At 59.7% G+C, this 22,721-nt stretch carries 24 protein-coding genes; 15 read left to right on the top strand and 9 right to left on the bottom strand.

From position 1 onward, the window contains the following. Positions 1-14 precede the first annotated feature (14 nt). The 4 genes from slmA (at position 15) to AMM33_RS16115 (ending at position 1,904) form a co-directional block, all read left to right on the top strand. Positions 15-629, top strand: coding sequence for a nucleoid occlusion factor SlmA (slmA, locus tag AMM33_RS16130; protein WP_090142318.1), 615 nt, complete (start codon positions 15-17; stop codon positions 627-629). Between the two features lie 236 nt (positions 630-865). Beyond that, positions 866-1,138, top strand: coding sequence for a helix-turn-helix domain-containing protein (locus tag AMM33_RS16125; RefSeq protein ID WP_194945505.1), 273 nt, complete (start codon positions 866-868; stop codon positions 1,136-1,138). 131 nt (positions 1,139-1,269) lie between these two features. After that, positions 1,270-1,512: an AbrB/MazE/SpoVT family DNA-binding domain-containing protein gene (locus AMM33_RS16120; protein WP_090142317.1), complete on the top strand. Its 243-nt coding sequence runs from the start codon at positions 1,270-1,272 to the stop codon at positions 1,510-1,512. Beyond that, on the top strand, positions 1,509-1,904 hold the full coding sequence (locus AMM33_RS16115) for a PIN domain-containing protein (RefSeq protein WP_090142316.1): 396 nt from the start codon (positions 1,509-1,511) through the stop codon (positions 1,902-1,904). The genes AMM33_RS16120 and AMM33_RS16115 overlap by 4 nt, the downstream gene beginning before the upstream one ends. Positions 1,905-1,925: 21 nt before the next feature. On the opposite strand, the gene AMM33_RS16110 is transcribed toward AMM33_RS16115, so the two are convergent. The 8 genes from AMM33_RS16110 to AMM33_RS16075 all read right to left on the bottom strand — a co-directional run bounded on the left by AMM33_RS16110 (position 1,926) and on the right by AMM33_RS16075 (position 10,778). Continuing rightward, a complete protein-coding gene (locus AMM33_RS16110; RefSeq protein ID WP_090142315.1) occupies positions 1,926-2,360 on the bottom strand; it encodes a hypothetical protein in 435 nt (144 codons plus the stop codon). 403 nt (positions 2,361-2,763) lie between these two features. Beyond that, entirely contained in the window at positions 2,764-3,399 is a 636-nt protein-coding gene (locus tag AMM33_RS16105) for a hypothetical protein (RefSeq protein ID WP_194945504.1), read from the bottom strand. A 39-nt stretch (positions 3,400-3,438) separates the two neighbouring features. Next, entirely contained in the window at positions 3,439-4,002 is a 564-nt protein-coding gene (locus tag AMM33_RS16100) for a hypothetical protein (RefSeq protein ID WP_090142313.1), read from the bottom strand. Then, complete coding sequence (locus tag AMM33_RS16095; RefSeq protein ID WP_194945503.1) at positions 3,992-4,285, bottom strand: hypothetical protein; 294 nt, start codon at positions 4,283-4,285, stop codon at positions 3,992-3,994. Before AMM33_RS16095 ends, AMM33_RS16100 begins: the two co-directional genes overlap by 11 nt. Before the next feature lie 307 nt (positions 4,286-4,592). After that, on the bottom strand, positions 4,593-5,804 hold the full coding sequence (gene manD, locus AMM33_RS16090; protein ID WP_090142311.1) for a D-mannonate dehydratase ManD: 1,212 nt from the start codon (positions 5,802-5,804) through the stop codon (positions 4,593-4,595). Between the two features lie 264 nt (positions 5,805-6,068). Further along, a complete protein-coding gene (locus AMM33_RS16085; protein ID WP_090142310.1) occupies positions 6,069-7,472 on the bottom strand; it encodes a mannitol dehydrogenase family protein in 1,404 nt (467 codons plus the stop codon). A gap of 448 nt (positions 7,473-7,920) precedes the next feature. Then, positions 7,921-8,982, bottom strand: coding sequence for a malate/lactate/ureidoglycolate dehydrogenase (locus AMM33_RS16080; protein ID WP_090142309.1), 1,062 nt, complete (start codon positions 8,980-8,982; stop codon positions 7,921-7,923). 266 nt (positions 8,983-9,248) lie between these two features. Beyond that, positions 9,249-10,778, bottom strand: coding sequence for a UxaA family hydrolase (locus tag AMM33_RS16075; protein ID WP_090142308.1), 1,530 nt, complete (start codon positions 10,776-10,778; stop codon positions 9,249-9,251). Between the two features lie 307 nt (positions 10,779-11,085). Between AMM33_RS16075 and AMM33_RS16070 the strand changes: the two genes are divergently transcribed. The 8 genes from AMM33_RS16070 to AMM33_RS16035 all read left to right on the top strand — a co-directional run bounded on the left by AMM33_RS16070 (position 11,086) and on the right by AMM33_RS16035 (position 18,170). Continuing rightward, a complete protein-coding gene (locus AMM33_RS16070) occupies positions 11,086-11,835 on the top strand; it encodes an SDR family oxidoreductase (protein WP_090142307.1) in 750 nt (249 codons plus the stop codon). 159 nt (positions 11,836-11,994) lie between these two features. Further along, positions 11,995-12,753, top strand: a complete 759-nt coding sequence (locus AMM33_RS16065; RefSeq protein WP_090142306.1) for an SDR family NAD(P)-dependent oxidoreductase — start codon at positions 11,995-11,997, stop codon at positions 12,751-12,753. 23 nt (positions 12,754-12,776) lie between these two features. Further along, positions 12,777-13,640, top strand: coding sequence for a fumarylacetoacetate hydrolase family protein (locus AMM33_RS16060; RefSeq protein WP_090142305.1), 864 nt, complete (start codon positions 12,777-12,779; stop codon positions 13,638-13,640). A 179-nt stretch (positions 13,641-13,819) separates the two neighbouring features. Beyond that, on the top strand, positions 13,820-14,515 hold the full coding sequence (locus tag AMM33_RS16055) for a TetR/AcrR family transcriptional regulator (protein WP_090142304.1): 696 nt from the start codon (positions 13,820-13,822) through the stop codon (positions 14,513-14,515). A 42-nt stretch (positions 14,516-14,557) separates the two neighbouring features. After that, positions 14,558-16,369, top strand: a complete 1,812-nt coding sequence (locus AMM33_RS16050) for an acyl-CoA dehydrogenase C-terminal domain-containing protein (RefSeq protein WP_090142303.1) — start codon at positions 14,558-14,560, stop codon at positions 16,367-16,369. Positions 16,370-16,398: 29 nt separating this feature from the next. Then, the gene (locus AMM33_RS16045; RefSeq protein WP_090142302.1) at positions 16,399-16,842 is read left to right on the top strand and encodes a DUF2147 domain-containing protein; all 444 of its coding nucleotides are present in this window, start codon (positions 16,399-16,401) and stop codon (positions 16,840-16,842) included. A gap of 36 nt (positions 16,843-16,878) precedes the next feature. Continuing rightward, entirely contained in the window at positions 16,879-17,643 is a 765-nt protein-coding gene (locus AMM33_RS16040) for an enoyl-CoA hydratase (RefSeq protein ID WP_090142301.1), read from the top strand. Between the two features lie 44 nt (positions 17,644-17,687). After that, positions 17,688-18,170: a thioesterase family protein gene (locus tag AMM33_RS16035; RefSeq protein WP_090142300.1), complete on the top strand. Its 483-nt coding sequence runs from the start codon at positions 17,688-17,690 to the stop codon at positions 18,168-18,170. A 15-nt stretch (positions 18,171-18,185) separates the two neighbouring features. On the opposite strand, the gene AMM33_RS16030 is transcribed toward AMM33_RS16035, so the two are convergent. Beyond that, positions 18,186-18,596: an acyl-CoA thioesterase gene (locus AMM33_RS16030; RefSeq protein WP_090142299.1), complete on the bottom strand. Its 411-nt coding sequence runs from the start codon at positions 18,594-18,596 to the stop codon at positions 18,186-18,188. A 41-nt stretch (positions 18,597-18,637) separates the two neighbouring features. Between AMM33_RS16030 and AMM33_RS16025 the strand changes: the two genes are divergently transcribed. From AMM33_RS16025 to AMM33_RS16015, 3 genes are all read left to right on the top strand, one after another. Continuing rightward, positions 18,638-20,476 (top strand): ABCB family ABC transporter ATP-binding protein/permease, encoded by a 1,839-nt coding sequence (locus AMM33_RS16025; RefSeq protein ID WP_090142298.1) that lies wholly within the window; start codon positions 18,638-18,640, stop codon positions 20,474-20,476. A gap of 113 nt (positions 20,477-20,589) precedes the next feature. Then, positions 20,590-21,543, top strand: a complete 954-nt coding sequence (locus AMM33_RS16020; RefSeq protein ID WP_090142297.1) for a LysR family transcriptional regulator — start codon at positions 20,590-20,592, stop codon at positions 21,541-21,543. A gap of 208 nt (positions 21,544-21,751) precedes the next feature. Then, positions 21,752-22,642 carry a transporter substrate-binding domain-containing protein gene (locus AMM33_RS16015; protein WP_090142296.1) on the top strand — a complete coding sequence of 297 codons (891 nt, stop codon included), beginning with the start codon at positions 21,752-21,754 and terminating at the stop codon, positions 22,640-22,642. Positions 22,643-22,721 lie beyond the last annotated feature (79 nt).

The raw sequence follows: 22,721 nt of genomic DNA, 5'->3' as shown, positions 1-22,721 counted from the left end.
GAACGGGGGAGCACATGTCCGATTTAGACGAAACCAGCGAAGCCACCGCCGAAGCGCCTGCCCGCAAACGCCCACGACCCGGTGAGCGCCGCCTGCAGATCCTGCAAACCCTGGCGTCCATGCTGGAGCAGCCCGGCGCAGAGCGCGTGACCACCGCGTCCTTGGCGGGCAAGATCGGGGTGAGCGAAGCGGCCCTGTACCGGCACTTTGCCAGCAAGGCCCAGATGTTTGAAGGTCTGATTGATTTTGTCGACCAGTCCGTGGTGGGCCTGATCCGTCAGGTCACCGACCGCGAAGCCCCAGGCCCCAACCAAGCTGCACGCATCGTGGCACTGCTGCTGCAGTTCGCCGAAAAAAATCCCGGCATGTGCCGCGTCATGACCGGCGACGCGCTGGTGCTGGAAAACGAACGCCTGCAAGAGCGCATCAACTTGCTGTTCGACAAGATCGAAGCGCAACTGCGCCAGTCACTCAAAGTGTCAGACTCCAACACCCCCACCGCCGATGCCCAGGTGGCCGCGTCGGTGCTGGTGGCCTTCATGCAAGGGCGCTTGCAGCGCTTTGTGCGCTCGGGCTTCAAACGCCAGCCGTCAGAGCATTTGCAGGCTGCGTTGGCCCGCATCCTGTAATCGCCCATTTACTTGCAGGGCCGTACTTCGAGATGACCGTCTTGTAAGTCGGCACTCGAAGAGTCCGACGTTTAGGGTTGATGCCAGACACACCCTGCGAGAGCGTTTAGAGCTTGCAGACGCCATGAATAGTGGCAATAAGTACTGGATTGCCAGCAGATGAGACCATGGATGTACAGGGGTAAATTGCAAGTCATGGCTTGCAATTTAGAATGGTTGCTGCAAAAATGCATGCCATGACTGACAATATCCGCCTTCCCGATGAACTGGGCCGCCAACTGCAAGCCCGCCGAGAAGCGCTGGGCATGAGCAAGTCTGCTCTGGCCGAAAAGGCTGGCAAGGTTCGCGAAGTGATCTATCGGCTGGAAGCGGGAGAAGAGTCCACGGTTTCGTCGCTCCTGGCCGTCATGGGGGCCATGGGGTTGGTGATGCGCATGGAGCGCGCAGGCTTGCCAACAGCCGACGAAGTCGCCGCCAGATTCATGGACGAGGACGTCGATGCTTCCTGAAAAAATCCGTCTGCTGAATGTCTCGATTGGCGACGCAGACAATGCGGAAAAATGCGTGAAATGGGTCTGTCAATTGTGTTGACTTTGGAAATGCCTTACATTAATGTAAGGATAATAAGGAGATATGTAATATGACCATGGCCATGCTCACCAGCAAAGGACAAATCACCATTCCCGCCGATGTTCGTCGCGACTTGAAAGTTGATACGGGTGATCGTGTCGAATTCATCCAAATCGCACCGGGTCGGTACGAATTTGTGGCTGCCACACAGAACGTCACTCAACTCAAAGGGATGTTCGGAAAACCGGCAAAAAAAGTTTCCATCGATGACATGAACAAAGCCGTTGCTCAGCGTGGAGCGGCAGCAAGATGATTGGACTGGACACCAATGTCCTCGTGCGCTACATCATGCAAGACGATGCCAAGCAATCACCCAAGGCCACGGCACTGATCGAGTCATTGGATTCAGACCATCCGGGCTTCATCACCGTGGTTTCTGTGGTGGAGTTGTATTGGGTACTGACCTCTTGTTATGACCTGAGTGCACAGCAGGTCAAACAGGCGCTGGAAGTCCTGCTTCGAACCAAGCAGATCGTCGTGGATCGTGCCGATCAGGTGCTGCGTGCACTGCGGGTTTTTGATGAAGGCAAGGCAGATTTTGCAGATTGCTTGATTGAGCGCACAGCCGCTTCGGCAGGATGTGTGCAGACCATGACTTTTGACGTGGGTGCCGCGAAACACGCGGGGATGGTGTTGATCCGCTGAAGGCGTGTGCAAGGGTGATGCTCACTTGAATGTAGGCAACCGCCACAACAAAGTGTTGCCCTCCAGGCGGCTGGAGTTCCTCGACAAGTCAATCAACAAGCGATCGGTCAGTTGCCTGGCGTAAGTGCCAGCGGGCTCATGTCCACCCAAGACCTGCCCCTGCAAGAGCAGTTCATCACGAATGTCCTGGCTTTGGTAGGCCGTTTCGTTGGGCAGATAACTGTCCAGAAAATCACGCTTGTACCCAACAGGTTGACGCATGGCCTGCGCGGCCGAGTCAACTGGCTTGATGCACCAATAGTTCACGGCACGGGCATGGCCTTCGCGGCGAATCCGATGCTGGGCCATGAGCGCATTGAGCCAACGCTGCAAAGTTCGCCGATTTAGCGCAGATGGCAGGCTTTGTTCGTCGGGATATTGGGTGATGGCATCCTCCTCAGCTTGGTGAGACTGCATCAAAAGGGCATTGGGCAAATGCGCTCTTGTCGCGAAAGGTGGAATGGTGACATGGAGACCGACAAAGTGTCGCAATACTTTTATCGCGACATGGTCGTCCCCTGAAAAGGATTAGAGGAAGTATGGCGTCAGCCAACCCGCTTGCACCCTGTAGCGCATCCACCAAGCCGCGCACCGCAGCATGGAAAAAACCAAAAGCGACCCGCGCGTGCCCAAGGCGCTGCGGGCGCAGATGGCGTAGGCTTGGGAGTCGGGGTACGGCTATGCGAGATAGGTGGAAGTTACTGGGCTTTCTGCCTTTGTGATGCAATGACTGCCGCAGGCTGAAAGCCGACACAGGAATATCCAAAAAACCTGCTGCATATCTGTCATTGGAATCAGATTTATCCAGCAAAAAGCCGAATTAAATCCCTTGGGCCAAGATCATCTGGACCCCTTCAGTTTCGGGATCGCCAAATTTGACGATCCAGGCCTGCTCTGGGCTTTCAAGTTCTGACGGTGAAGAGCCAAGTGGAAATTTGAGGCCGATCTTCACATGATCCCACAGCACACCCTTCAAGTAGCGCGTTTCCTTTTCGATACGCATCCTCGCGGCGGGACGGCGTATCTTTAGATCCTTCACATTTTTTTCATTGAACGGGTTGATGGCGTGGAGGTGCTGACCAGCAGTGTCGTGAATATCTAGTAGTCGCTCCAGAACGGCGTCCTCGGGACCGCTCTCGAAATGTTTGGTTCCGTCCGCTTGCGACAACATGAATCCCAGCGACTTCGGCAGGAAGTGCGGGCTGATTTGACTAAGGTGCTTCAATACCTTCGCCGGCTTACCGTCGACCCGGTAGTCGGCGTTCTTATTCTGCTTCTGGCGAAGCGCGGCGTAACGTTCCTCATCGGCGGCTATTGCTGAGTACGCCACCAACTCGACGATTTGTCGGAGCTGTAGCCACATGAACTCATCATCGAACTCCGCGTTCAACGTCCGGGGCTTCTTGGCACCGAGGATCCTATCGATCGACCTGAAGCGCTGTTTCACTTCGATCATGTGATCTCGATACAGCTTTGGCGAAACGAGATCCATTGCCTATTTGCCTGCTGCGAAAATGAGCGCTAGCACGATGAAGCTGGCGATCCACTTGAAGGTATTTCGCATTTGTTCAACCTGAGCCCCAAGGGAAGCGATGGCAACGGCCATAGGGTCTGGGTTTGGCGGTGTGTCTTCGTATTCGGGCTCTACCGGCTCCGCAGGCTCAGGTTTGCGAAGGTCGCGGGGCGTTGAGGTGAAGTTAATCGATCTCACAAAGCCGGTGGCCATGTCAGGAATAGCGATCGTGTTGTCCTTCCGGTCAGGGCGGATGAACAAGTCACCGCGGTAAGAAAAAGGGTCTGTGGTGTACAGGCCCTGGAGTTTCAAACCCAACCTCATGCTGTAGATATGGCTGTTGCGGATGTCGGCCACCAAGGCATCAATGAAGGCTTTGGGTAGGTAGCAGGTGATCCACCATTCATCATCGACACCAATTTCCCAATCCGCCCGGTTGAATCCGAGCATGGCGCTGCCCAGCTCGTTGGATAGGGTCAGTAGTTCATGTTCGGTCGGTTCGAGCGACTGTGGTTTCCAGTCACCTGCGTCCAGGCTAATCGTCAAGCGCCGCACCTTGGACTTCGGGTCCCCGACAACTGAGATGCTCCAATCCTCCAATCCTCCAATCCTCCAGTGCGACAGTGCCACGCACACCTGTCATAAGCTGTGGCTCCTTACCTTCCTCCCCGAAATTGCTTAGGCTGGTCTGGACTTCCAGCGAATGGACCCCAATCCACATGATGTGACGCTGATAGTACGTGTGTTCCTCGCCTGCGTTGTCGGTGTACAGAATTTCCCCGCGCTCGATGTCTTTGACGTTGACGACCTTTTCATCCCTAAATGCCATAGTAGTTCCTTTGTGTTGTGCGTCATTATCTATGCGCAGCTCACGAGGGGAGCCGCCAGTTACCGAGCGCTGCCGCCACATAGATTCAAATCGATTGTTTGCCGAGGAGCGATTGCCGAAAGAAATCCGCAGTTTTCAATGCCCACTGCTTTTCGTCCGTTGAATTGGCCGTAGTGAATCGCACTTAATTGCCATCAAGAACCTGCCATGCATGAGCGTTGATTGGAAGTCGATTGAATTGCTGCCAAGCTGACGTCCACGATTGGCACCAAACGCTGCAAAGCAGCCCATCCACGTCCAGCGCCCCTCACCAATTCCACAAAGTCCCATCATGCTGCAACCGGTTCACCGGCAAATAAGCCCTTTGATACGGGTACTTCTCAGCCAGCTTTTCATCAATGTCCACCCCGTGGCCGGTTGATTCACCGCAGTGCATCATGCCGCGCTCAAAACGGTAGTCGTGCGGGAAGACCGTGAGCATTTCCTCGCTGTGCGGCATGAACTCTTGCACGCCGAAGTTGGGCACCCAGGTGTCAAAGTGCAGGGCAGCGCCCATGCACACGGGGGACAAATCGATTGCGCCGTGGCAGCCGGTGCGCACTTGGTAGAGGCTGGCCAGGTCGGCGATGCGGCGCAGGTGTGTGATGCCGCCCGCGTGGACCACGGTGGTGCGGATGTAGTCGATCCGCTGTTTTTCGATCAGCGTTTTGCAGTCCCAGATGCTGTTGAAAATCTCGCCCACCGCGATCGGTGTGGTGGTGTGGTGGCGTATCCACTGGAAGGCGTCCTGGTTTTCGGCGGGCGTCGGGTCTTCCATCCAGAACAGGCGCATGGGCTCCAGTGCTTTGCCCAGCTGCCCGGCTTCGATGGGTGTCAGGCGGTGGTGCACGTCGTGCAGCAAATGGATGTCGGGACCTACGGCTTCGCGCACGGCTTCAAACAGGCCAGGGGTGTGACGCAAATACTTCTCGGTGCTCCAGTCGTGCTCGCTGGGCAGGGTGCCGTCGGCGGGTTCGTACAGGCGGTTGGTTCCGCTCACGCCATAGACCTTGTTCAGGCCCGGCACGCCGCTTTGGGCGCGGATGGCCAAGTAGCCTTCTTCTTTGTGGCGCAAGACTTCATCGACCGTCTCGGCCGTGTCGCGGCCATTGGCGTGGCCGTAGACCATGACCCCGGTGCGGCTGCGCCCGCCCAGCAACTGGTACAGCGGCATGTTCGCCATCTTGGCCTTGATGTCCCACAGCGCGGTGTCCACGGCAGCAATCGCGCTCATGGTCACTGGGCCGCGACGCCAGTAGGCGCCTTTGTAGAGGTATTGCCAGATGTCTTCGATCTGCTGCGGGGCGCGCCCGATCAGGCAGGGGATGACATGGTCTTCGAGGTAGCTGACCACGGCCAGCTCGCGGCCGTTGAGCGTGGCGTCGCCGATGCCGTAAACGCCCTGGTCGGTCTCGATCTTGAGGGTGACGAAGTTGCGGCCGGGACTGCAGATGATGACGCGGGCGGCGGTGATTTTCATGGCTTGGTTTGCGGGAGTGATTGCAGTGTCATGCAATGGCGTCAGATTGGATTTTGTAGGTCGGCGGCTTTAGCCCCGACATGAGGCTTGCGCCGATGCGGACAAGCGTCGGAGCTGAAGCTGCCGACTTATGGGGGCGGTGTGTTTGGGCGGTCGGGGGCTTCCGCCTAGACATGAGGCTTTTGCCGAAGCGGGCAAATGTCGGAGCTGAAGCTGCCGACCTACGGGAACCCGTGTCGGGGTTTTGATGCGATGCGGCATTTGTCATGCGGCTGTGCTCAGCAGTTGCTGGACTGCGGCGTCCACGCCGTGTTGCAGAACCTGTTGGTGCCAGTGCGTGACGCGGGCGATCCAGGCTGCGTGTTGGGGCAGGGCGCTGCCCCACAGGTCTTCACGGGCCAGCAGGGCGCGAACGCAGGCTTCGGGTTCGGTGCGCTGAGCAGCGCCCAGGGCCATCAGGCTTTTGGCTTGCGGGTCGTTCAGTGTGTAGGCTTGGCCTTGCTCGTCCACGCCCAGCGTGTAGCGCACAAACACGGCTGCTGCCAGCGCGTGGTGCTCAAACGACGCACCCTTGGCGATTTGCCCGAGCACCGAGGGCGGCCAGCGCTGCGGGATTTTTTGCGAGCTGTCGGTGGCGATCTGGTGCACGCTGTGCTTCAAGTACGGGTTGCCAAAGCGCGCGATCAGCGCGTCGCGGTAATCTGCCCAGTCGGAGCGACTCAGGTGCGGCGCGACTTCTTGGCCCATCAGGCGGTAAACAAACTCACGAATGTCCGGCACACCAATGCAGCTGGCAATGAAGGGCCTGCCCGTGATCGCCCCCATGAGTGCCATGGCCGTGTGGCTGCCGTTGAGCATGCGCAGCTTGGCTTCTTCGTAGCTGTGCACATCGCCCGTCACGCGCACACCTGCGTTGTGCAGCAGGGCGGCGTCAGACGGGTCCGCAAAGCGGTCTTCGATCACCCATTCCCAAAATCCTTCGGTACTGAGTGACGCATCGTCGCGCAGGCCCAGCGCTTGGCTGGCGGCGGCCAGCACTTCGGCGGTGGAGGCGGGCACGATGCGGTCGACCATGCTGCACGGAAAGGCGCAATGCGCATCCATCCAGCGCAGCAGCTCGCCGTCTTGCGCTGTAGCGGTGGCCTTGACCAAGGCCTGCAGCTTGTGGCCATTGCCTTGCAGGTTGTCACACGAGGCCACAGTGATGCCCGGCAAACCGCCTTGCTGGCGCAGGCGCAAGCCGTCCAGCAGCAGTTGGCCTAAAGCGGGGGTGTAGCCTTTTTCTGTGACGGTGAGTGTGACCCAGCGGGTGGCGGGTGCGGCCATCGCCTGCACCACCGCATCGCGCTCGGTGGCGGCCACATTCATGCGCCACAGGGCTCCGGGCACTTGCCACTTCACACCCGTGCCATCGGCCACGCGCACGGCGTACAGGCCGTCTTGCGCCCGCAGCTGGTTCACCAAGTCGGGCCGCGTCATGCCGATGCCGTGAATGCCCCAGCGCGTGTCGCCCGTGGCCAGCAGGTGGTCAAACACCATGGCTTGGTGGGCGCGGTGAAAAGCCCCCAGCCCCAAGTGCACCACGCCGGGGGCGTGGGCTGTACGGTCATAGTTGGGGACTTTCACGTTGGATGGCAGCGATGAAAGGGTGTGGGCAGACAGTGGCATGGTGAATGTGTCTTGAAGAAGGGGTTTCAAACGAATAAGCGCGCCGCTCGTTGTAGGAGCTTGCCTGCAACCGAAAAGCCTGCGGACCGCAAGCGTTCGCATCGCCAGCAGGGCTGGCTCCTATGGGGAACAAGGCATATGCCCGAGGTGATGTGTAGGAGCTTGCCTGCAAGCGAACAGCCTGCGGACCGCAAGCGCTCGTATCGCCAGCAGGGCTGGCTCCTACGGGGAACAAGGCATATGCCCGGGGTGATGTGTAAGAGCTTGCCTGCAAGCGAACAGCCTGCGGACCACCAGCACCCGCATCGCCAGCAGGGCTGGCTCCTACAGGGAACAAGGCATATGCCCGAGGTGATGTGTAGGAGCTTGCCCTGCAAGCGATCAACCTGCGGACCGCAAGCGCTCGCATCGCTAGCAGGGCTGGCTCCTACATGAAATCCAGTCATCTTCAAGTCGCGGATCTTGCTTGGAGTTTCTGTTCAGACGCTTCGATCTCGGCCCAGGTGGCGTCGTCGATCCAGATGCCGTTTTGCTCGCGCTCTGCGCGGGCTGCGCGCTCGGGCTCGCCCGCCATGCGCACGCCATCGCTGCCCGGCGCATCGGGGCTTTGGCGCAGCCAGTCGGCAAAGGCCAGGGCTTCTTGTTCGAACATGGCTTGTGTGCCCAGGCGCACCGGATCGATCAGCATGGTCAGCATGCCGTTCAAGACCGCCCGTTGGTGGTCGGCTTCGCGGTGCCAGGTGCCACTGCCGGTGAGCGCGCCACCCAGCAGCTCGCAGGCCATGGCCATGCCAAAGCCCTTGTGGTCGCCAAAGGTCATCAGTGCGCCAAACAGGCCGTTGGACTGGGGCACCACCACCACACCCGGGTCGGTGGTGGGGTGGCCGTGTTCGTCGATCAAATAACCGGGTGGCACTTGCTCGCCCTTGTTGTGCGCCACGCGCATCTTGCCTTGCGCCACGCGGCTGGTGGCAAAGTCCAGCACAAAGGGCGCACGGTTGCCCATGGGCACGCCGATGCAGCACGGATTGGTGCCAAAGCGCCCGTCGCCACCGCCAAAGGGCGCGACCACGGGGCGCGAGAGCACGTTCACAAAATGCACCGACACCAAACCCTGCGCCACGGCCATCTCGGCAAAGTGGCCAATGCGGCCCAGGTGGTGCGAGCGGCTCAGCGCCACGGTGCACACGCCGTGCTGCTTGGCGCGTTCAATGCCCATCTGCATGGCTTGCACGCCGGTGATTTGGCCGTAACCGCGCTGGCCATCTAGGTTCAGCAAGGGGCCGGTGTCGAGCAGCACCTTCACGCCTGTGTTGGGACTCAGGCCACCTTCGAGCACCGCGTCCACATAGCGCGGCACCATGCCCACGCCGTGCGAATCGTGCCCGCTCAGGTTGGCCATGACCAGGTTGTCGGCCACCTGTGCGGCCTCGGCGGGGTTGCTGCCGGTCATGGCGATGATGTGGGTGATGTGCTGGCGCAGATCGGTGGCTTGGATGAGTTGGCTCATGAGGGGCTTTCAAGACGATGAGGTTGTAGCGGTGCACCGCTGTGCGCGATCGATTTTGGGGCGTGTGCCACGCCCATCGCCCACAGGGTGGGCTCCTACACGGAGGGTGTGGGTCTTTGTAGGAGCGCACCCTGTACGCGATGGTTTTTTTGGGCGTGTGCCACGCCCATCGCCCACAGGGTGGGCTCCTACATGGAGGATGTGGGTCTTTGTAGGAGCGCACCCCGTGCGCGATGTGGGGTGGGCCGCAAGGCGTGCCAAGGGATTCACATCACCGCGCCCACTTGCCAGGGCACAAACTCGTTTTGGCCGTAACCGTGGCGCTCGCTCTTGGTGGGCTCGCCCGATGCGGCGGCGAGGATCATCTCGAAGATGCGCTGGCCCATCTCGGCGATGCTCACGCCGCCGTCCACGATCTCGCCGCAGTTCAGGTCCATGTCTTCTTCCTGCTTTTTCCACAAGGCCGTGTTGGTCGAGAACTTGAGGCTGGGCGAGGGCGCGCAGCCATAGGCGCTGCCGCGTCCGGTGGTGAAGCAAATCAGGTTGGCGCCACCCGCCACCTGGCCCGTGGCGCTCACCGGGTCGTAGCCGGGTGTGTCCATGTAGACAAAGCCTTTGGCGGTGACCGGCTCGGCGTATTCGTACACCGCCTGCAAGTTGCTGGTGCCGCCTTTGGCTACCGCACCCAATGATTTTTCGAGGATGGTGGTCAGGCCACCCGCTTTGTTGCCAGGAGAGGGGTTGTTGTTCATTTCGCCGCCGTTGATGGCGGTGTAGTTTTCCCAGCAGCGGATGCGCTCGATCAGTTTGTGTGCCACCTCGGGCTTCACAGCACGGCGCGTGAGCAAATGCTCGGCACCATAAATCTCGGGGGTTTCGCTCAGGATCGCGGTGCCGCCGTGCTGTACCAGCAAGTCCACCGCCACGCCCAAAGCCGGGTTGGCGCTGATGCCCGAGTAACCGTCCGAGCCGCCGCATTGCAAACCCACGGTGATGTGCTCGGCGCTGCAAGGCTCGCGGGTGATGGCGTTGGCGCGGGGCAGCATCTCTTCGATCAAGGCGATGCCTTTTTCGACCGTGAGGCGCGTGCCGCCCGAGTCCTGGATGTTGAAGACCTTGAGCGTGTCACCCACGCGCAAGCTGCTGTGCGCCAGCCAGGTGCTGAGCTGGTTGGCCTCGCAGCCCAGGCCCACCACCACCACGCCCCAGAAGTTGGCGTGCGTGGCGTAGCCTGCCAGCGTGCGCTCGAGCAACTGGATACCCAGACCTTCGGTGTCCATGCCGCAACCGGTGCCATGCGTCAACGCCACCACGCCGTCGACATTCGGAAAGTTGGCGAGTGCTTGAGGGTTGTTGCGCTTGGAAAAGTGGTCGGCAATGGCGCGTGCTGCGGTAGCCGAGCAGTTCACGCTCGACAGCACCCCGATGTAGTTGCGTGTGGCCACGCGACCATCGCTGCGCTTGTAACCCATGAAGCTGGCTTCTTGGCGGGCGGGCTCGGGCTTGACGTCTTGGCCAATGGCGTAGTCGCGCTCAAAGTTGCCTTTTTCTGCGCCCATGTTCAGGTTGTGGGTGTGCACATGCTCGCCCGGCGCAATGGCTTGGTGCGCAAAGCCAATGATCTGGTTGTAGCGGCGCACCGGCTTACCCACGGCGATGGCGCGGGTGGCCACCTTGTGGCCCGGCGGGATCAGGCCGCGCACGGGCACGCCTTCGACGGCGCTGCCGCTCATGAGTTGAGTGCGAGCAATGACGACATCGTCGGCGGGGTGCAGGCGGATGATGAAATTTTGCATGTGTTGAATAAAAATGGATCCCCACCAGCCATATGCAAAGTTGCCTGGCGATTTGACGGGCTAACGATGAGAGGCCAAAGATTTAAGGGGCATTCGAAAAATCAGGGATAACGTGAATGGGGAAATGGGTCTGACCAGTTGCACAATCATCACATGTTCAAAATTCCAAGGTCAAGTGATTTCGCATGGGCATTTACCCCATTTAGACACAACCGTTCTTGATTAGGTTACTTCTGCAGTAGCTGTTCGTTGTCATTGATGCGGGCTCTTAGACGAGCTTCCAAACGTAATCAAAAAAATTCACACCATGAGACTCAAAGGAAAAACCGCATTGGTCACCGCTGCTGGCCAAGGCATTGGCCAAGCGGCTGCGCTGGCCATGGCCGCCGAGGGCGCAACGGTCTATGCCACCGATGTGAACGCCGAGCTGCTCAAGTCTTACCAAGGCGTGGCCAATGTGCACACCGCCGTGCTCAACGTGCTCGACAAAGCAGCCATCGCCACCCAGGTGGCCAGCTTACCGCGCATCGACATCGTCTTCAATTGCGCAGGCTATGTGCACAACGGCAACATTGAATTGGCCACCGACGAGGACTGGGAGTTCGCTTTCAATCTGAACGTGCGCTCGCAGTTCTGGATGATCCAGGCGGTCATTCCCAAAATGGTGGCGCAGTTTGCACAAACCGGCCACGGCGGCAGCATCATCAACATGGCCAGCGTGTGTTCCAGCGTGCGCGGCTTGCCCAACCGCTTCATCTACGGCACCAGCAAGGCGGCCGTGATTGGCCTGACCAAAAGCGTGGCGGCCGACTACGTGCGCCAAGGCGTGCGGTGCAATTGCATCTGCCCCGGCACCGTGGACACGCCTTCGCTGCAAGACCGCATCAACAGCTATGCCGACCCGGTGCAGGCCAGGCAAGACTTCATCAACCGCCAGCCCATGGGCCGTTTGGCGCAGGCGCACGAAATCGCGCCCATCGTCACCTTCCTCGCTTCCGACGAATCCATCTTCGCCACGGGCAATGCCTACATGGTGGACGGTGGCATGACCATTTGAGGACCTTGCAGGAAATCACCTTTGTAGGAGCTTGCCCTGCAAGCGATTTCTTGCGGTTCGCAAGAACTTTATCGCCAGCAGGGCAAGCTCCTACAAAAAGACATCCAGCGACTTAGTCATTCATTCAGGCTTGATGGGCCTGAACCTTAGAAAGACCGTATGAATTTGCTCGACATGAAAGGCCGTCACGCGGTCATCACCGGTGCGGCCACTGGCCTGGGTTTTGCGATTGCGCAGCGCATGCTGGCCTCGGGCGCACGCGTCACCATCTGGGACCGCGATGCCGCAGGCATGGCCCAAGCTGCTGAACAGTTGCGCCAAGGGCAGTTGGGTGCGGTGGTCAACACCGTGCAGGTCGATGTGGCCGACCACGCCTCGGTGGTGCAAGCCACCGCGCAAACCACGGCGCTGGCGGGGGTGGATGTGCTGGTCAACAGCGCGGGCATCACCGGCCCCAATGTCAAGGTGTGGGACTACCCGGTGGACGCCTGGAAACAGGTGTTCGATGTGAACGTGCACGGCTTGTTCCATTGCTGCCGTGAACTCAGCGCCCACATGAAGGCGCGCAATTACGGGCGCATCGTCAACATCGCCTCGGTGGCGGGCAAGGACGGCAATCCCAACGCCAGCGCTTACAGTGCGAGCAAGGCGGCGGTGATTGGCTTGACCAAGTCGCTGGGCAAAGAGCTGGCCGACACGGGCGTGCGCGTCAACTGTGTCACCCCGGCGGCTGTGAAGACGGCGATCTTTGATCAAATGACGCCCGAGCACATCCAGTTCATGCTCTCCAAAATTCCGATGGCTCGCTTTGGCGAGCCCGAAGAAGTCGCCGCCATGGTGACTTGGCTGAGCACCGAAGAATGTTCCTTCTCCACCGGCGCGGTCTTTGACCTGTCGGGTGGCCGTTCCACCTATTGATTTTTTTCACACAGAGAGGTTTTATGAAACTCGTTCGCTATGGCCAACCCGGCAAAGAAAAACCAGGCCTGATTGACGCCGATGGCCGTTTGCGCGACCTCAGTGCCGTGGTCAAGGACATCACCCCTGATCTTTTGAACGACAAGTCCCTGGCCAAACTGGCCAAGGTCAAGACCGACAAGCTGCCATTGGTGCGCGGCAAAAAACGTTTCGGCACACCCATCTCGTACACCAGCAAGTTCATCGCCATTGGTCTGAACTACGCCGACCACGCGGCCGAGTCGGGCATGCCCATCCCCAAAGAACCCATCGTGTTCACCAAGGCGATCTCTTGCATTCAGGGGGCTAACGATGACGTCATGCTGCCCAAAGGCTCCAAGAAAACCGACTGGGAAGTCGAGTTGGGCATCGTCATCGGCACCCGCACCCGTTATGTCACGCAAAAAGACGCCCTGAACCATGTGGCCGGTTACTGCGTGATCAACGATGTGAGCGAGCGCGAATACCAACTCGAGCGCGGTGCCACCTGGGACAAGGGCAAGGGCTGCGACACCTTCGGCCCCGTCGGACCTTGGTTGGTGACCCGCGACGAAGTGCCCAACCCGCAAGCCCTGGGCATGTGGCTGGACGTGAACGGCGTGCGCTTTCAAACCGGCAACACCAAGACCATGATTTTTGGTGTGGCCAAGCTGGTCAGCTACGTGAGCCAGTTCATGACCCTGGAGCCGGGCGACATCATTACCACGGGCACCCCGCCCGGCGTGGGCATGGGCGTCAAGGTAGACGGCAAGCCTGCACCCGTGTTCTTGAAGCGGGGCGATGTAATGCGCTTGGGCATCGACGGTCTGGGCGAGCAAACCCAGAATGTGGTGGCTTTCAAGGCCTGAACCCCAGTCATCGAAGAAGCTATGTCGGGGCTGAAGCCATCGACCTACAGGGGTCTTGTAGATCGGTGGCTTGCGCTTCGACATCGTGGTTCCTACCGATTTACCCTGATTCCTGCAAAGTTTCGCGGGAATCGCGAAGATTTGGTGCAAAATAGCACGACCGTTCTATTTTGATTGCCATGGCTTCCCGCAAACCCACTTCCAAAGTTGAAACCCTGCCCATGCCAGAAATGGGTCGGCGTGTTTTGATCAAAGGCCAGCAAACCAAAAGCGTGATCATCGACGCTGCGTTGGGCCTCGCTTCTCAGATTGGCCTGGAAGGCCTGTCCATCGGCGCTCTGGCTGAAGTCACCGGCATGAGCAAGTCCGGTGTGTTTGCGCACTTTGGCTCACGCGAAGAGTTGCAAATTTCCGTGATCCGCGAGTACCACACGCGCTTTGAGGCCGAAGTGTTTTATGCGGCCATGCAAAAGCCTCGTGGTGTGCCACGCTTGCAGGCGATGTTTGACAACTGGATGGTGCAAACGTCGGCAGAAATTGACTCGGGCTGCATTTACATCAGTGGTGCGGTGGAGTTTGATGACCGCACTGGCCCCGTGCGTGATGCCTTGGCCTCAACGGTGTCGACTTGGCAAACCGCTTTACGCCGGGCGGTCGAGCTGGCGCAGAATGAAGGGCATTTGAGCCGTGACTCCGATGCCTACCAGATCGCTTTCGAAATTCATGGCCTGATCTTGGCGCTGCACTACGAGGCACGCTTTTTGCGCAACCCGGGTGCAGCAGAGCGTGCCCGCCAAGGGTTTGCGCATGTCCTTGCGCGTCATGCGCAAGCCGCTACGAAACCCGTTGCCACCTTCACCAAAGCCCAACGCTGAAACGTCGCCCGCTTACCCCATTTTTTCCTTGCAGGAGTTTTCATGCCCGTCTACAACCCACCCCTTCGCGACATGCAGTTTGTCTTGCACGAATTGCTCAACGTGAGCGCCGAACTCAAGGCCTTGCCCAAGCACGCCGACACCGACGCCGACACCATCAATGCGGTGCTCGAAGAAGGCGGCAAATTCGCTTCCGAAGTGGTCTTTCCTCTGAACATTTCTGGCGACACCCAAGGCTGCCAGCTCAACCGCGATACACACGAAGTCAAAGCCCCCGACGGTTTCAAGGCCGCTTATGAGCAGTACGTGGCCGGTGGCTGGCCATCGCTCAGCTGCGACCCCGAGTACGGCGGCCAAGGCTTGCCCTTTGTGGTCAACCAGTGCTTTTATGAAATGCTCAACTCGTCCAACCAGGCCTGGACCATGTACCCCGGCTTGAGTCACGGTGCCTACGAGTGCCTGCATGCGCACGGCACGCTCGAACAAAAAGCCCTGTACCTGCCCAAGATGACAAGCGGCGAGTGGACCGGCACCATGTGCCTGACCGAGCCGCATTGCGGCACCGATCTGGGCATGCTCCGCACCAAGGCCGAGCCACAGGCCGACGGCACTTACAAGCTCAGCGGCCAAAAGATTTTCATCAGCGCCGGCGAACACGACTTGGCCCCCAACATCGTGCACCTGGTCTTGGCCCGTCTGCCCGACGCGCCCCCCGGCAGCAAAGGCATCAGCCTCTTCATCGTGCCCAAGTTCAATGTGGCCGCCGATGGCAGCATGGGCGAGCGCAACGGCATTTATTGCGGCGGCCTGGAGCACAAAATGGGCATCCACGGCAACGCCACTTGCCAGATGGTTTTGGACGGTGCGGTGGGCACCCTGGTGGGCCAGCCGCACAAGGGCCTGGCCGCGATGTTTGTGATGATGAACGCCGCCCGTTTGGGCGTGGGCAACCAGTCGCTGGGCCTGACCGAAGTGGCCTACCAAAACGCGCTGGCCTATGCCAAAGACCGCGTGCAAATGCGCTCGCTGACCGGTGTCAAAGCCCCCGGTAAACCCGCCGATCCGATCATCGTGCACCCCGATGTGCGCCGCATGCTGATGACGGCCAAGGCCTATGCCGAAGGTGGCCGTGCCCTGGCCTGCTACTGCGCCTTGCTGCTCGACAAAGAACTCAACCACCCCGACGAGGCCGTGCGCGCCGAAGCCGCCGAAGTCGTGGCCTTGCTCACACCCATCGTGAAAGCCTTCACCACCGACAACGCTTGGGAAGCCACATCGGCCTGCCAGCAGGTGTTTGGTGGCCACGGCTACATCAAGGAGTGGGGCATGGAGCAGTTTGTGCGCGACGCCCGCATCAACATGATTTACGAAGGCACCAACACCATCCAGTCGCTCGACTTGCTGGGCCGCAAAGTGCTGGGCAACCAGGGTGCCACACTCAAGAAGTTTGGCAAACTGGTCGAGCAGTTGGTCAAGGCCGAAATGGCCAACGAGGCCATGGGCGAGTTCATCAAGCCGCTGGCCGATCTGGGCCAAAAACTCACCCAACTCACCGGCGAAGTCGGCATGAAAGCCATTAGCAACGCCGACGAAGTGGGCGCAGCTGCCGTGGACTATTTGCGCGTGGTGGGCCACTTGGTGCTGGGTTACTTCTGGGCCCGCTCGGCGCAGATCGCCCTGGCTAAACTGGCCGAGGCCGAAGAGGAGGCGCAGCGCCCCGATCCGTTCTACCAGGCCAAGCTGCAGACCGCGCGTTTTTACTTCACCCGCCTGATGCCCGAAACTTCGACCCTGATGCGCCGCATCCGCGCCGGCAGCGATGTGCTGATGGACACCGACGCCGCGCTGGCCTGAACCCCCAGCTTCAAATAAGGAAGAACCCCATGATCAAAACCGCTTTGACCCTGAGCCTGGGCTTGCTGAGCCTGGCCGCACACGCCCAAATGAGCCCGGTGGGCCTGTGGCGCAGCATCGACGACGAGAGCAAGCAGCCCAAAGCCGAAATCCGCATCAGCCAGACAGCAGCGGGCACCTTGTCAGGCGTAGTCGAGCGCTCTTTGCTCACCACCCCCAACACCGAGCCGAATTGCAATTTGTGCACCGACGACCGCAAGGGCAAGCCCAAAATCGGCATGGAGATCATCCGAGGCGGTCAACAAAGTGACGGCAAAGCGGTATGGGAGGGTGGGAAAATCCTCGATCCCGAGAACGGCAAAAACTACAGCCTGCGCCTGACCCCGATCGACGGCGGCAAAAAACTCGAAGTCCGTGGTTTCATCGGTGCGCCCATGCTGGGTCGCACCCAAACCTGGATTCGGGTTCAGTAAGCCTTCTTACCCCTAAGACACACCTCAAGGACCCGCATGTCTGACATCCTGACCCACACCGACGCGGGGGTGATGACCATCACCTTCAACCGCCTGGACAAGAAGAACTCCATCACCGCTGCCATGTATGCCGCGATGGCCGACGCCGTGGCCCAGGCGGCGGCCGATCCCGCCGTTCGGGTCGTGGTGTTTCAGGGACACGAAAGCATTTTCAGTGCGGGCAACGACATCGGCGACTTCTTGAACCAGCCGCCCACCACACAAGAGTCGCCCGTGTTCCGTTTCCTGCGCGGCATCGCCACCTTTGAAAAGCCGCTGATCGCCGCTGTGGCCGGGCCTGCGGTGGGCATCGGCACCACCATGCTGTTCCATTGCGACTTGGTCTACGCGGGTGACAACGCGGCGTTTTCCATGCCTTTCGTCAACCTGGGTCTGTGCCCCGAGGCGGCGTCCAGCCTGCTGGCGCCACGCATGTTCGGCTACCACCGCGCCGCCGAAGCGCTGCTCATGGGCGAGCCCTTTTTTGCCGAAGCCGCGCAAGAAGTCGGCTTGGTCAACCGCGTCGTGCCACCCACCGAAGTCAATGGCTATGCGCAGGCCCAGGCCCGCAAACTGGCCGCCAAGCCGCTCACGTCACTCATCGCCACCAAGCGCTTGATGAAGGGTGGCGATCAGCAGGCCGTGCTGCAAAAGATGGACGAAGAAGGCCGAGACTTTGGCCGCATGCTGCGCGAGCCCGCTGCCAAAGAGGCGTTTGGTGCTTTCATGGAAAAGCGCAAGCCTGATTTTTCCAAACTTTGAAGGCTTGTGGCTGCCGAGCGCGGTTCTTCCCTAGAATCGCAGGCATGCCCCACCGTTCACCCGCCCCCGTCGTTCTGGAACCCGAGTACATCGAAGGTTTTCGCCAGATCTACGAAGAAAAAATCGTCTTCAACAAAACCTTGGGCTTGAAGCTCGTCAAGGTCACGCCAGACGGCGTGGAGGCCCGCATCGACATGCGGCCTGAGTTGGTAGGTCATTTTGCCTACAACCGCATCCACGGCGGCGTCATCAGCGCCGTGCTCGATGCGATTGGCAGCGCGGCTGTGATGGCCGCACTGGCCGCCAAACACATGGACGAGCCGCCCGCCAAACGCCTGGAGCGCTTTGCCAAGCTGGGCACCATCGACTTGCGGGTGGACTACCTGCGCCCGGGCATTGGCGAGCACTTCACCATCACCGCCAACGCCTTGCGCGTGGGCTCGCGGGTGGGGTCGTCGCGCATGGAGTTTTGTGGGCCCGACGGCACCTTGATGTCCACAGGTGCTGCGGCGTACATCGTGTCCTGAGCGCCACAAGCCGAATCACTCGGCTGGCACGGGCCTGGGTTTGCCTTGGTCGTCCACCGCCACATAGGTCAGGTTCGCTTCGGTGACCTTGATGTACTGGCCCTGCAACTGAAAGCGTTCGGCAAACACCTCGACCTTGACGGTGACCGAGGTGCGGCCCACGCGCACGATGCGCGAGAAAAACGACAGGATGTCGCCCACCTTGACGGCCTGTTTGAAGATGAACTCGTTCACCGCCACGGTGACCATGCGGCCGCGCACGCGCCGGGCGGGCAACACGGCCCCTGCCAAGTCGACCTGCGCCATGACCCAGCCGCCAAAAATATCGCCGCTCGCATTGCAGTCAGCAGGCATGGGGATGACCTTGAGCACCAGCTCTTGGTCGGTGGGCAAAGACACGGTGTTCGGGTGTGGGGCGTCAGACATGGGCACAATCGGTGGTTAACGTCAAAATCGGATTGTCCCTTATGCGCCACCACGGCGAAACCGCTGCCCCTGCTTCTCCCCATGCCCCTGGTGCCAAGCCCGGCGCTGCGACTCAAGCGCCGCCCGGCAAGGACTGGAAAACCTTGTCGCGCCTCTTGCCCTATTTGTGGCAATACAAATGGCGTGTGGTCATTGCGCTCAGCCTCATGGTGTGCGCCAAGTTGGCCAATGTGAGTGTGCCCCTGCTGCTCAAGGAGCTGGTGGACGCCATGAGCCTCAAGCCCGGCGACCCGCAGGCCGTGCTGGTGGTGCCGGTGGCCTTGTTGGTGGGTTACGGCGCTTTGCGTTTGATGACGTCCGCGTTCACCGAGTTGCGCGAGCTGGTGTTTGCCAAGGCCACGCAAGGCGCGTCGCGCAGCATTGCCTTACAGACCTTTGAGCACCTGCACGCTTTGAGTCTGCGCTTTCATCTGGCCCGGCAAACGGGCGGGATGACGCGCGACATCGAGCGCGGCGTGCGCGGCATCGAGTCGCTGATTTCGTATTCGCTCTACAGCGTCATTCCGACCTTGATCGAGGTGGGGCTGGTGCTGACCATTTTGGCGGTCAAGTTCGACGCCTGGTTTGCGGGCATCACGTTGCTGGCTTTGGCGTTTTATATTTTCTTCACGGTGCGTGTGACCGAGTGGCGCACGCAGTTTCGCAAGCAGGCCAACGAGTTCGATTCGGCGGCCCACACGCGGGCGGTTGACTCGCTGTTGAACTACGAAACCGTCAAGTACTTTGGCAATGAGCGCTTCGAAGCCGGCCGTTACGACGAAAGCTTGGAGCGCCTGCGCTTGTCGCGCCTGAAGGCACAAACCTCGTTGTCCTTGCTCAACACCGGGCAGCAGCTCATCATCGCGTCGGCCTTGGTGGCCATGCTTTGGCGGGCCACCGAAGGCGTGGTGGCCGGGCGCATGACGCTTGGCGATTTGGTCATGATCAACGCCTTCATGATCCAGCTGTACATCCCGCTCAACTTCTTGGGTGTGCTGTACCGCGAGATCAAACAAAGCCTGACCGATCTGGACAAGATGTTTGTGCTGATGGACCGCGAGCGCGAAGTGGCCGATATGCCAGGAGCCCAAGCCTTGGCTTTGCAAGGCGCGCCCGATGTGGTGTTTGACCGCGTGTCATTTGCCTACGAAGGCGACCGCCCGATCCTCAAAGACATCAGCTTCACCATTCCTGCGGGCAAAACGGTGGCGGTGGTCGGGCCTTCGGGTTCGGGCAAGTCCACGCTGGCGCGTTTGATGTTCCGCTTTTACGACGTGCAGCAAGGCTTCATTCGCATCGCGGGGCAGGACATCCGCCAGGTCACGCAAGCGAGTGTGCGCCAGGCCTTGGGCATCGTGCCGCAAGACACGGTGTTGTTCAACGACAGCGTGGCCTACAACATCGCCTATGGCCGCCCCGGGGCCAGTCAGGCTGAGATCGAGGGCGCGGCGCGTTCGGCTCGCATCCACGACTTCATCGCCTCCACGCCCAAGGGTTACCAAACTTCGGTGGGCGAGCGCGGGCTCAAATTGTCGGGCGGTGAAAAGCAGCGCGTGGCCATTGCCCGCACCTTGCTCAAAGACCCACCAATTCTGGTGTTCGACGAAGCCACCTCGGCACTCGACTCGGCCAACGAACGCGCCATCCAGTCTGAGCTGGCCAGCGTGGCGCAAAACAAAACCACCTTGGTGATTGCGCACCGTTTGTCCACGGTGGTCGATGCACACGAAATTCTGGTGATGGACGCAGGCCAGATCATCGAACGTGGTAACCACGCCGATTTGCTGGCCATGCAAGGGCGGTATGCCAGCATGTGGGCTTTGCAACAATCGGCGGATTGATCCAGGCTTGATGTCGGGGTCTTTGACCGCCGACTTACCGGGAGCGCTGTCCTTTGTAGGTCGGCGCTCGCAGAGTCCGACATGGTCGCGTTGCGCAAAGCCATAATCACCTGATGGAAACCAAGTGGCTTGAAGACTTTGTGAGCTTGGCTGAAACCCGCAGTTTCAGCCGATCGGCGCAGTTGCGGCATGTGACGCAACCCGCGTTTTCCCGGCGTATCCAGTCACTGGAGGCCTGGGCCGGGGCCGATCTGGTGGACCGCAGCTCTTACCCCACCAAACTCACGCCAGCAGGCGAGACCTTGTACGCGCAGGCGCTGGAGTTGCTTCAGTCCTTGCAGAGCACCCGGGCCATGCTGCGCGGGCACAACTCGGCAGGACAGGACTTCATCGAATTCGCGGTTCCGCACACCTTGGCCTTCACTTTTTTTCCCGCCTGGGTGGCGAGTTTGCGTGAAGGTTTTGGGTCCATCAAAAGTCGCCTGATTGCCTTGAATGTGCACGATGCGTCCATGCGCTTGGTCGAAGGGGGGTGTGATGTGCTGATCGCCTACCACCACCCCTCGCAGCCCTTGCAGCTGGATGCAGAGCGTTATGAAATGGTGGTTTTGGGTGAGGAAGTGATTGCGCCCTATACCAAGGCGGGGGCGCTGGGGCATCCGGTTGTCAGTTTGCCGGGCACGGCGTCCCGGCCCCTGCCTTATCTGGGTTATGCCCCGGGGGCTTATTTGGGCGGTGTGACGGACTGGATACTCAAGCAAGCCAAAACCCCCATTCACCTGGATCGTGTTTACGAAACCGACATGGCTGAAGGCCTGAAAGTCATGGCGCTGGAGGGGCATGGCATCGCCTTTTTGCCCCAAAGCGCTGTCCGCAAGGAAGTGTTGGCTGGCACACTGATCGAGGTCACCTTGCCGGGTGATGCTTTGATGTCTCTGACCATGGAAGTGCGCGCCTACAGAGAAAAACCCGGTGTTCGTCATACCGGCAAGCGCAGCGCTCTCGAACTTTGGACCTATTTGAGTAGCATCACCAAGTCCTCTTTGGATGGCTCAGGTGATTCATAAGGTTATGCATTTTTTGCATCAAAACTCGGGTACACCCTGAGATTGACCTGACATTAAACTGACTATAGTCACGGCTTATTGAATGACAGGCACGTTTTGTGCTGAATTCGAAGGGTACAGTCAGGGGGCTGACCCTTGAGGCGCACAACTGCTGCAAGCTTGCGGTGGTTGTTTTTTTCGAACTGTGCGATCTTTTCTGGAGAAATGAATGAAAAAACAATTGTTGGCTGTTGCAGTGGCCGCCCTGACTTGCGTAGCCTCACACGCAGACACTCTCGATAAGGTCAAGGCCTCTGGCGCGATCACCATGGGCGTGCGCGACTCTTCGGGCGCTCTGTCCTACACCCTGGGTGATGGCAAGTACGCCGGTTTCCACTACGAGATTTGCCAACGCATCATTGGCAACGTGGAAAAAGCCGTGGGTAAAAAACTGGAAGTGAGGTTCCAGTCCGTCACATCGCAAAACCGCATTCCTCTGGTGCAAAACGGCACCGTGGACATCGAGTGCGGCTCCACCACGAATAACACCGCACGTCAAAAAGACGTGGCTTTTGTTGTTACCACTTATGTGGAAGAAGTGCGCATTGCCACCAAAGTGGCTTCGGGCATCACCTCGATCGGCCAGTTGGCAGGCAAAAATGTGGCCACCACCACCGGCACCACTTCGGTCCAACTGTTGCGCAAACATGAGCGCGCTAATGGCGTTGACTTCAAGGAAGTCTTTGGCAAAGACCACGCCGACAGCTTCTTGCTGCTGGACTCCGGCCGTGCCGACGCATTTGTGATGGACGGCTCCATCCTGGCGGGCAATATTGCCAACGCCAAGAACCCCGCGGACTTCCGCATCGTGGGTGAAGTGCTGGCCGTTGAGCCGATTGCCATCATGATCCGCAAGGACGATGCCGCATTCAAGAAATTGGCCGACGACACCGTGCGTGATTTGATCAAGAGCGGTGATATGGCCAAACTGTGGGACAAATGGTTCCTGCAACCCATCCCTCCCAAGAACGTCAAGATCGGTCTGGCTTTGAGCGACAGCACCAAAGCTGCCTGGGCCAACCCCAACGACAAGCCTGCTGAAGACTACGCCAAGAAGTAATCCTTCCAGGCTCAGCGCAAACCCCGCCGGGGATGACTTGGGCGGGGTTTCTTTATGGGCGATGCCTTTGACTTCGTAG

Origin of the sequence: Limnohabitans sp. DM1, from assembly GCF_001269385.1 — a bacterium.
Lineage (GTDB): Bacteria > Pseudomonadota > Gammaproteobacteria > Burkholderiales > Burkholderiaceae_C > Limnohabitans_A.
This window is presented reverse-complemented; position numbering and strand designations above follow the sequence as displayed.

Bases quoted from the DNA above. Each gene is read 5' to 3' on its own strand.
- slmA (WP_090142318.1), top strand. From the start codon at position 15: ATGTCCGATTTAGACGAAACCAGCGAAGCCACCGCCGAAGCGCCTGCC.
- AMM33_RS16125 (WP_194945505.1), top strand. From the start codon at position 866: ATGACTGACAATATCCGCCTTCCCGATGAACTGGGCCGCCAACTGCAA.
- AMM33_RS16120 (WP_090142317.1), top strand. From the start codon at position 1,270: ATGACCATGGCCATGCTCACCAGCAAAGGACAAATCACCATTCCCGCC.
- AMM33_RS16115 (WP_090142316.1), top strand. From the start codon at position 1,509: ATGATTGGACTGGACACCAATGTCCTCGTGCGCTACATCATGCAAGAC.
- AMM33_RS16110 (WP_090142315.1), bottom strand. From the start codon at position 2,360: ATGCAGTCTCACCAAGCTGAGGAGGATGCCATCACCCAATATCCCGAC.
- AMM33_RS16105 (WP_194945504.1), bottom strand. From the start codon at position 3,399: ATGATCGAAGTGAAACAGCGCTTCAGGTCGATCGATAGGATCCTCGGT.
- AMM33_RS16095 (WP_194945503.1), bottom strand. From the start codon at position 4,285: ATGGCATTTAGGGATGAAAAGGTCGTCAACGTCAAAGACATCGAGCGC.
- manD (WP_090142311.1), bottom strand. From the start codon at position 5,804: ATGAAAATCACCGCCGCCCGCGTCATCATCTGCAGTCCCGGCCGCAAC.
- AMM33_RS16085 (WP_090142310.1), bottom strand. From the start codon at position 7,472: ATGCCACTGTCTGCCCACACCCTTTCATCGCTGCCATCCAACGTGAAA.
- AMM33_RS16080 (WP_090142309.1), bottom strand. From the start codon at position 8,982: ATGAGCCAACTCATCCAAGCCACCGATCTGCGCCAGCACATCACCCAC.
- AMM33_RS16075 (WP_090142308.1), bottom strand. From the start codon at position 10,778: ATGCAAAATTTCATCATCCGCCTGCACCCCGCCGACGATGTCGTCATT.
- AMM33_RS16070 (WP_090142307.1), top strand. From the start codon at position 11,086: ATGAGACTCAAAGGAAAAACCGCATTGGTCACCGCTGCTGGCCAAGGC.
- AMM33_RS16065 (WP_090142306.1), top strand. From the start codon at position 11,995: ATGAATTTGCTCGACATGAAAGGCCGTCACGCGGTCATCACCGGTGCG.
- AMM33_RS16060 (WP_090142305.1), top strand. From the start codon at position 12,777: ATGAAACTCGTTCGCTATGGCCAACCCGGCAAAGAAAAACCAGGCCTG.
- AMM33_RS16055 (WP_090142304.1), top strand. From the start codon at position 13,820: ATGGCTTCCCGCAAACCCACTTCCAAAGTTGAAACCCTGCCCATGCCA.
- AMM33_RS16050 (WP_090142303.1), top strand. From the start codon at position 14,558: ATGCCCGTCTACAACCCACCCCTTCGCGACATGCAGTTTGTCTTGCAC.
- AMM33_RS16045 (WP_090142302.1), top strand. From the start codon at position 16,399: ATGATCAAAACCGCTTTGACCCTGAGCCTGGGCTTGCTGAGCCTGGCC.
- AMM33_RS16040 (WP_090142301.1), top strand. From the start codon at position 16,879: ATGTCTGACATCCTGACCCACACCGACGCGGGGGTGATGACCATCACC.
- AMM33_RS16035 (WP_090142300.1), top strand. From the start codon at position 17,688: ATGCCCCACCGTTCACCCGCCCCCGTCGTTCTGGAACCCGAGTACATC.
- AMM33_RS16030 (WP_090142299.1), bottom strand. From the start codon at position 18,596: ATGTCTGACGCCCCACACCCGAACACCGTGTCTTTGCCCACCGACCAA.
- AMM33_RS16025 (WP_090142298.1), top strand. From the start codon at position 18,638: ATGCGCCACCACGGCGAAACCGCTGCCCCTGCTTCTCCCCATGCCCCT.
- AMM33_RS16020 (WP_090142297.1), top strand. From the start codon at position 20,590: ATGGAAACCAAGTGGCTTGAAGACTTTGTGAGCTTGGCTGAAACCCGC.
- AMM33_RS16015 (WP_090142296.1), top strand. From the start codon at position 21,752: ATGAAAAAACAATTGTTGGCTGTTGCAGTGGCCGCCCTGACTTGCGTA.